Origin of the sequence: Liquorilactobacillus capillatus DSM 19910 (assembly GCF_001434915.1) — a bacterium.
Classification (GTDB): domain Bacteria; phylum Bacillota; class Bacilli; order Lactobacillales; family Lactobacillaceae; genus Liquorilactobacillus; species Liquorilactobacillus capillatus.
Window position 1 is genome coordinate 1 of record NZ_AZEF01000028.1, and the last position, 8,361, is coordinate 8,361.

Here is an 8,361-nt window from a genome sequence, read left to right on the forward strand (position 1 = left end):
TTTTTACAAAAAATCTGGCATTGATGATTTCCATCAATACCAGAAAGTTTAGACCCACAATTGTTAAGTTTCTTATTTTGTTCCAGACCTAACATATTTCTTAAACTTAATAATATAGCTAAAGGATCCAACTCAAATTTAAATTTTGAGCTGGATCCTTTATTTTTACACTTCTTATTTAAGCAAGATACTTCAGCTTACCTTTAAAGTCTGCTATCTTGCTGTACCCTTTTGCTTGCATAATCGTTTTTAGTTCCTGCGTTAAGCGCTCGAAGATATCCGGACCTTCTTTCATGAGAGCTGTTCCAACCTGAACCATGCTTGCACCACATAAAATATGTTCAAAGACATCCTGCCCATTTTTAATTCCGCCAGTCCCAATGATTTGGATTTTTGGATCTAACCGCTGGTAAAAAGCATGAACATTTGCTAGTGCAGTTGGTTTGATATAATCACCCCCAATACCGCCAAAACCATTTTTAGGTTTGATCACAACTTGTTCTTTTTCATCATCAATGTATAAACCATTTCCAATACTATTAACACAGTTGATATATGCTAATGGATATTTATTTAAAATCTGAGCCATTTGATTAAAATGAACGATATCAAAGTAAGGTGGTAACTTCACCCCTAGCGGTCCTGCATAATTTTCAAAAACATTCTTCAAGATCATATCAACTGTTGCAAAATCGTAGCCTGTCTGTGGCTTTCCCGGAACATTAGGACAAGAAAGATTTAGTTCAACAATTCCTTTGAAATCTGCATCTGTTATCTTTTTTAAGAGTAAGAGATCTTCTTGAACATTAAAACCTGTACACGAAATAAAATAATGTTTCTGCCTTTTTTGCTGCTGTAGTTTCTGAACAAAGTCTAGATAGTAATCAAGTCCCCGGTTGGGTAAACCCATCGAATTAATACTCCCCCACGAGGTCTCAAAATACCGCGGACTTGGATTTCCCTCGCGCGGCTGTAACGTTCCGCTTTTAGTTACGAAGGTTCCGGCTGCTGAGTTATCAATTATCGTCAGTTCCTTTTCATCCGAGCACCAAACGCCTGATGCATTCATAATACAATTATTAAATTTCTGCTGTGCAATACTCGTTGCTGTCGAGATCATAATAAATAACCACTCCTTGTCCAGTTTGAATCATTATAAGCTATTTTCTTATCAGCAAACAAGTGTGGCTACTCTTAAATTAATAATTTAATTAATGACGTGCTGTTACAGCAATCAGTTTACCGTTTTGACTAATATCCTCTGCTGTTATCTTAGTAACATTTTCATAGGCATTTGTATTCGTAACTACAACAATAATCGTCGGATCATAACCCTTTTCTTTAATTTTTTCTAACTCAAATTTACCGAGCGGATTTCCCTGGGTAATATGTTGACCTTGCTTAACGAACGACTCAAAATATTTTCCTTTTAACTCAACTGTATCAATCCCAATATGAATCAAGACTTCCGCACCTTTATCAGATTTGATTCCATATGCATGTTTCGTCGCATATGCAACTGTTATCTCTCCACTAACAGGGGCATAAACAGTTCCGCTAGTTGGTATTACTGCTGCTCCATCCCCCATCATTTTAGCAGAAAAGACCTTATCATTGACTTCATTTAAATTCTGAGTTTGCCCGACTACAGGTGTATAAATTATTTCATCTACTAAACTTAGTTCATCTTTTACAACTTGTTCAGCCTGCTGTTCTTTTTTAGCCTCTTCAGATGCACTGACAACTGGCGTAAGTCCAATTAAATGACGGTGACTTCTACCATAGAGGAGAGTTAAAGTAAACGCAATGATAAAACTCAGTAACTCACCTGCAAAGTATAACGGAATAGACTTAACATCAATCGATAAGAATCCAATGAAACCAGCTGATCCTAACGAACGTGCTAATACTTGGAAAAAACCGGTGAAAGCTGCTGCAATTCCGGCTGCAATAATCGCACAAAAGAATGGAAATTTCAATTTTAGGTTGACCCCAAACATCGCCGGCTCAGTAATTCCTAAAAGAGCTGATGCACTCGCCGATGATGCTAAACTACGTTGTTTTGCATTTTTAGAGAGCAGGTAAACCGCTAGACAAGCTGCTCCTTGGGCAACATTGGCCATCGAGGCAATAACAAAAATAAAATCGCCCCCAGTTTTATCGATATTAGAAATCAATTGTGTCTCAATTGCTGGAAAACTTTGATGTAAACCGGTTAAAACAATCGGTGAATATAATAATCCGAATAGCCCGGTCCCTACAAAACCACCAGTGCTATATAGCCATACGATTCCAGCTGTAATTGCATCACTGATATTCCGCATCACTGGTCCTACAATAATAAATGTTAATAATCCTGTAATAATAATGGCTAATAGTGGTGTAAACGTAAAATCAAGTGCACTTGGTAGTTTCTTGTGGAAAAACTTTTCTAAATTAGCTAAGATGTAACACGCTGCTAAAGTCGGGATAACGGAATTCTGGTACCCAGCTTGCGCAACATTCAGGCCCAAAATATGCCAATAAGGCATCTTATCTGCTGCTAAAAAAGCTTGAACATCTCCAGCTGCAACTAAGGCTGGAGCACACATAATCATCCCCATTGCCGCACCTAAGTATTGATTCCCACCAAATCTTTTTGAAGCTGAAATACCAACTAAAATAGGCATAAAGGTGAATGGCGCACCTGACATCAAGTTAATAATTTCACTTAGCCCTTTTATCTGCGGATACATTTGAATTACCGATTTAGCACCAAACAAACCTTGCGCACTAAGCACATTATTTAGTGCCATCAGTAACCCGCCTGCTACTAAAGCAGGAATAATCGGTACAAAGATATCCGACAACAACTTAATAAATGCCATAATAGGATTAAACTTTTTTCCTTTAGCAGCTACTTTCTTTAATTCCTCCGTGGAAGCTTCTTTCAGATTTGCTTGCTTGAGCAGCTCATCATAGACATAATTAACATCTCCTGGCCCAATGATGATTTGAAACTGGCCATTAGTTTTAAAAGTCCCCTTAATATCAGCACTGTCATCCAAAAGGCCTTGATTGATTGCTGTATCATCTTTGAGAACCAGACGTAAACGCGTGGCACAGTGGGCAGCTGCAATAATATTATCTTGCCCAAGAGCCTCTAAAATATCAGCCGCAACTTTTTTATGATCCATCGTTAAACACTCCTTTTACTATTGAAAACGGTTTATTTTATTTACAAATATTATCATAATGCATTTTAAAAATATGTCAATCGTTTATCAATAAATTATCTTATTTTTTTATTATATCCATAAAATTCAATAATAATAGTATTACAAGATGACGCTCGATTGACATAAATTAAACACTGACGTAAAATTAAAATCGTAGAGTTAACGTTTTCAACAAAAAAGGAGCTTTCTACTATGGAATGGACACGCGCAAAAAGATATCAGGCTTATTCAAATTGGACTGCGGCAGAACTCCTGTCATTACAGCAGCAAGTCGCTACCTCGGACTATCTTCCTCACTATCATGTCAGTCCGCTGTCAGGCTTATTAAATGACCCTAACGGTTTTTCTTTCTTTAATAATCAGTGGCATCTTTTTTACCAAGCATTTCCTTTTGGTGCTGTCCATGGTCTTAAATCATGGTTTCATCTCGTTTCAGACGACTTAGTTCATTGGAAACAGCAAGGACTCGCCCTTAAACCGGATACAATTTATGATAGTCATGGTGCCTACTCAGGTTCTGCTCACGTTATTAAAGACAAACTTTTCATTATGTACACTGGTAATGTTCGTGATAAGGATTGGCAACGTCATCCCTACCAAAATGGTGCTTGGTTGGATAAGAATAATCGTCTGACTAAATTACAGCGACCCTTGTTTGATCAGCCTGAACATACTACTGATCATTTTCGTGATCCGCAGCTGTTATATCTTAACAATACTTACTACGCACTGTTAGGGGCACAAGATAAAGAAACGCTTAGCGGAAAAATTGCACTCTTTTGTTCAAAGAATCTACATGACTGGCAGGATTTAGGTTACTTAGATTTCACTAATAATGATATGGGTTATATGGTTGAATGCCCTAATCTTGTTTTAGTTGATAATAAGCCTTTACTAATTTTTTGTCCCCAAGGCTTAAATAAAAAAATCATGAATTATGATAATATTTACCCTAACGTTTTTATAATTGGAGATACACTTAATTTAGCCGGCGCTTCTTTTACGAGTAGACAGGCAGCCCCACTTAATTTTGATGAGGGCTTTGATGTATACGCCACACAGGCTTTCAATGCACCTGATGGTAATGCTTATGCTGTAAGTTGGGTCGGACTACCAGATATCTCTTATCCAACCGACCAAGAAAACTGGGCACATTGCTTAAGCCAGGTTAAAGAACTGCGGATCAAAGATGGTTGTTTATACCAACGTCCTGTTCCCGCGATGGCACAACTACGAACTGCGGGTAAACATCTTACTCCTGGCAATAATAAGATCAGTGAAAAAAACTGCCTAATAGATCATCCATCGCAACATTTTGAACTTAAACTGACGATTCCTGCAGGCCAAGCAGGTACACTCCATTTAGCTGCAGATAAATTATTAACACATAGTCTTGCATTGGAATTTTCTACTTCTAAAAAAGCTTTTCTCAGTGTTGATCGTCAAAATGCAGGTGCTCCTTTTGCCAAAAAATATGGAACTAAACGGTCTGTGAAATTACCTGCTGATACATCATTGGTGCTCGATATTTTCTTTGATAACTCTATCTGTGAGATTTTTGTAAATAATGGCTCCCATGTTCTGACTTTACGCTTATTTCCCTCAAAGAAACAACAGAAGATCATTCTAGAAAGCAGCCAGTTTATCGACTATAATGGGACATGGTGGAATCTTAAACCAATTAATTAAAGAAGGTGCCATGTATATGCGTCCTAAACTAACTGATGTCGCACAAAGAGCCGGCGTCTCGGCTACAACTGTTTCGCGTGTTATCAATAACTATGGTTACTTAAGCCAGGCTACTAAAGATAAGGTTTTCGCAGCGATAAAAGAACTCAACTATCAGCCCAACTCTTTAGCACGTTCTCTGCATGGAAAGAAGACGCAGTTGATCGGCGTTATTTTTCCTTCACTCTCTAACCCATTTTTTGCTGAATTAGTTGAACAAATTGAAAAGAGATTATTTCAAGCAGACTATAAAACAATTCTCTGCAACAGTGCTGATGATCCAGAAAAAGAACGGAATTATCTCCGGATGCTGATGGCTAATCAAGTTGATGGAATTATTTCAGGAGCACACAACCTGGGCATTGCAGAGTACGATAATGTCGGTTTACCAATTGTTTCATTTGATCGTAAACTCTCTAATAATATTCCAATAGTCAGTAGTGATAATTATCACGGCGGCTCCTTAGCTGTTAAAGAACTCTATCAAGCAGGGGCACGCCATATTTACTTTTTAGGAAGCTTCCATGAGGCCGCCAATCCAACTGATAATCGTTTGCTAGGTTATCGTGCAATGATCGATCAACTTGGTTTATCTTCACATGTTCATGCACTTAATTTTAAAGAATCACCCAATCTTAAGTTAGTCTCCATTCAAAAATTATTGCAAACGAAGTTAGCTGATGGAATCGTCTGTACAGATGATTTAACAGCTCTATTGGTTTTACGCTGTGCCAAGGAATTAGGGCTAAAGGTCCCTGAGCAACTTAAAGTTATTGGGTTTGATGGAACAGACTTTATCCAAAGCTACCATCCTGAGCTCTCGACTATTGTTCAACCTATCCCTGATATAGCTGCCTTACTCGTCGATCTCTTATCTAAACGTATTGACCAACCTGATCAGAAATTGGAACAGTTGCAATATATTTTACCCGTCAAATTCTTACGTAGTAACTCCCTATTGTTTTAAAACTTATCTAATAGAGCTAGTATTACACAGACCCCTGTGTTCTCTATTTTTTTATAATCAACTTAATTCAATCCAGATTACCCTAAAATAATGGACAAACAGTCTCATTATCGGCTACACTAGCTACTATATACTTTTAATCAAGATAAGGATGTAGCATAAATGACTTTTAAAGTAAAACGGGCAATTCTAATATTGGTTTGCAGTGAATTTCTAGTTTGTTTAGGTATCGGTTTAGTAATTCCCGTTATGCCTTTCTTAAAAAATGAATTTCATTTTTCTGCAACTGATATGGGGATTATGACATCTCTTTTTGCCCTAGCCCAGTTTATTACTTCACCTATCGTGGGGCGCTTATCTGACCGGTTGGGCCGGAAACCAATCCTTATTTTTGGCTTGCTTTTATATATGTTTTCAGAGTTCTTATTTGCATGGGGTAACAGCCTTACTGCATTTAATATTTCGCGAATCATTGGCGGTCTATCAGCTGCTATGTCTATTCCACCAACTATGGCTATGGCAGCTGATATAACGACTGAACGTCAACGTGCTAAAGTCATTGGATGGATTTCCGCTGCCTTTAGTGGTGCATTGATCTTAGGACCTGGCCTAGGGGGTATCTTAGCTAATATCGATTACAAGGCACCCTTTTGGATCGCTGGTGTTTTAGGCTTTTTAAGCGCACTTGCTGTAATTATTTTCTTACCAAATGATCGTGAATTAACACATAATCTTCAAAAAAATACTAGTCTACGTAAGTCTCCAAAACAAAAAAATTCAAAGAAAACCGTTCTTTTTTCACGAGCAATTATGACACTGCTTATTTTGATTTTAGTCTCCTCTTTTGGGCTTCAAGGTTTTGAGAGCATTTATAGTATCTACGTTAACGAGGTCTTTAATTTCAGCATTAACAACCTAGCACTTGTTTTAACTTTAAATGGTGTTATCTCACTAATTCTCCAAGTAGTTTTCTTTGAACGCTTAGTTAATTGGTTACAAGAAAATATTCTGATTCGTTACTGTTTCCTTTTTAGTTTTTTAGGAACTGTTTGGATTATTTTAGCCCATTCCAAGATTGAAGCTATCATTGCAACTTTAATCATTTTTTCTGCATTTGACTTACTTCGTCCTGCAATCACTACTTTTCTAACCAAAGTAAGTCCGCATAATCAAGGATTGATAAACGGATTGAACATGTCATTAACCAGCATCGGCAACGTTGTTGGTCCAATTGTTTCAGGTACACTGCTTGATTTAAACCACCATTACCCTTATATCGTTGTTGCAACTTTTTTAATCGTCTCTTTGCTTCTATCGTTTATGCTCAAGAAAAGAGAACAATCTTCTAGTCCAAAAAGTACCTTATCTTAATATATTAGTATCAGCAAAAAAAGAACCTAAAATTAGCATATGCTTTTTAGGTTCTTTCTCATTTAAAATAGTATTTTTAGTTAAATCAACTTCTGGAATAAGTTTAGTTAGGTACCACACCCCACCTATTCTAATTATTTACTAACTGTTGTACTTCTTGTTAGTTCTGAGTAATAGGCAGGTTTTTGCTCCTCAACAAGGTTCTTATAAAAGGCAACATAGGTAGCTGTCTTATAAGGTACCAACCAAATATTTCCAATTCCAAACGTCAGTAACGCTAACATGTCCCATCCGATAAAACTTAACTTTAGAACAAATAATTCAAATTTGTGTCCATCCATTAATTTTCGACTTTCAGTTATATAGTCAAGATAGTTAACATCCTCAGTATCTTGTACAGAAAAATCCTTATATATCAGATATGTCTGTGAATACGAAAAGCTCTTAATAATCCCTGGAATGATAAAAAGTAATGACCACAAAACAGTGAATACGGAAACCAATATATATAATACCAATACTGAAATAAAGTGATGCTTGGAGAATACACTAAAGGTCCCTTTAAGAGCTTTAAAATCAGCATTTTTAGTTCTTAACCAATCTAAAAATGTAAAATTGATTCCAATAAAAATCATCGACATCAGAATGCTGCCTACTGGGCTGCCAAAGCCGTTACCTCCACCGGAATGCGAATTATTTACATTTAAGATATTAGAGCTACCACTATAATACGCTAAATAAATGATAATAACTGTTGCAGTACCCACAATAAGTAAACTGAGTAAAATTTGTAAAATAACTGGAATAATGGTCAGTTTAATTGCTTGTCCCCAGTTTCCTTTAAAAAGATCTTTAACCTCATTTTTCAATTCCTTACGTGATTTCATAGCATTATCCTCTCTTTATCCTTTTTATACTCTTATTATAGCTAAATATAAAATTATTTCGTATAAAGAAGTCTTAGTTATACAAAAAAACTCTTGAACGGTTCCCTCAAAGGGTTCTATCCAAAAGCTTTTACTTTGCACGGCAACGTCCTACCCTCGCAGGGGGCGATCCCCCAACTACTATCGGCGT

Annotated in this window: 6 protein-coding genes; 3 read left to right on the forward strand and 3 right to left on the reverse strand. The window is 36.8% G+C overall.

Annotation, left to right across the window (positions count from 1 at the left end; all coding sequences use genetic code 11):
• Nucleotides 1–178 precede the first annotated feature (178 nt).
• Both FC81_RS07380 and FC81_RS07385 read right to left on the reverse strand, forming a co-directional pair.
• Nucleotides 179–1,120: a dihydroorotate oxidase gene (locus FC81_RS07380; protein WP_057745085.1), complete on the reverse strand. Its 942-nt coding sequence runs from the start codon at nucleotides 1,118–1,120 to the stop codon at nucleotides 179–181.
• A 91-nt stretch (nucleotides 1,121–1,211) separates the two neighbouring features.
• On the reverse strand, nucleotides 1,212–3,176 hold the full coding sequence (locus FC81_RS07385) for a sucrose-specific PTS transporter subunit IIBC (protein ID WP_057745089.1): 1,965 nt from the start codon (nucleotides 3,174–3,176) through the stop codon (nucleotides 1,212–1,214).
• Between the two features lie 234 nt (nucleotides 3,177–3,410).
• On the opposite strand from FC81_RS07385, the gene FC81_RS07390 reads away from it, so the two are divergent.
• From FC81_RS07390 to FC81_RS07400, 3 genes are all read left to right on the forward strand, one after another.
• Nucleotides 3,411–4,907 (forward strand): sucrose-6-phosphate hydrolase, encoded by a 1,497-nt coding sequence (locus FC81_RS07390; RefSeq protein ID WP_057745090.1) that lies wholly within the window; start codon nucleotides 3,411–3,413, stop codon nucleotides 4,905–4,907.
• A gap of 16 nt (nucleotides 4,908–4,923) precedes the next feature.
• The gene (locus FC81_RS07395) at nucleotides 4,924–5,913 is read left to right on the forward strand and encodes a LacI family DNA-binding transcriptional regulator (protein ID WP_057745098.1); all 990 of its coding nucleotides are present in this window, start codon (nucleotides 4,924–4,926) and stop codon (nucleotides 5,911–5,913) included.
• A gap of 162 nt (nucleotides 5,914–6,075) precedes the next feature.
• Nucleotides 6,076–7,284: an MFS transporter gene (locus tag FC81_RS07400; RefSeq protein ID WP_057745093.1), complete on the forward strand. Its 1,209-nt coding sequence runs from the start codon at nucleotides 6,076–6,078 to the stop codon at nucleotides 7,282–7,284.
• A gap of 134 nt (nucleotides 7,285–7,418) precedes the next feature.
• On the opposite strand, the gene FC81_RS07405 is transcribed toward FC81_RS07400, so the two are convergent.
• Nucleotides 7,419–8,171 carry a DUF975 family protein gene (locus FC81_RS07405; RefSeq protein ID WP_057745096.1) on the reverse strand — a complete coding sequence of 251 codons (753 nt, stop codon included), beginning with the start codon at nucleotides 8,169–8,171 and terminating at the stop codon, nucleotides 7,419–7,421.
• Nucleotides 8,172–8,361 lie beyond the last annotated feature (190 nt).